Genomic DNA, 526 nt, shown 5'->3' on the forward strand with positions numbered 1-526 from the left:
AACTTGGGAACAGCGTAAGCTGGGGGATGTGGGGCATGCCCAATCTGGCGTCGGCTTTCCAGATGCGGAACAGGGCGGCAGGGAGGGCGTGCCGTTTTACAAAGTTTCTGACATGAACACACCCGGCAACGAGACCGAGCTTATTGAGTCCAACAACTACGTAACCTCAGAACAGATTGCGAGAAAAGCGTGGAAGCCCGTGGTGGATGTTCCGGCAATGATCTTTGCAAAAGTCGGTGCCGCCGTCTTTCTTGATAGGAAGAGACTGGTCAGAAAGCCTTTTCTCCTAGACAACAATACCATGTGCTACTCATTTAATAAAAGTGAGTGGGACACGGATTTCGGACGATCGCAATTTGAACGAATTAATCTAGCCGCACTAGTTCAAGTTGGGGCGTTGCCGTCCTACAACACACGCGATGTTGAAGATATCGAAGTCCTTATACCCAACAACCTTGAAGAGCAACGCCAAATCGGCTCCCTCTTCGCCAAGCTCGACTCGCTCATCACCCTTCATCAGCGTGAG

At 51.0% G+C, this 526-nt stretch carries 1 protein-coding gene; it reads left to right on the forward strand.

The genetic code is table 11. From position 1 onward, the window contains the following. On the forward strand, nt 1–526 hold a 526-nt coding region (locus VIN30_RS11520; RefSeq protein ID WP_338211637.1), incomplete at both ends, for a restriction endonuclease subunit S.

It is taken from the genome of Adlercreutzia wanghongyangiae, from assembly GCF_035989245.1.
Taxonomy (GTDB): Bacteria; Actinomycetota; Coriobacteriia; order Coriobacteriales; family Eggerthellaceae; genus Adlercreutzia; species Adlercreutzia wanghongyangiae.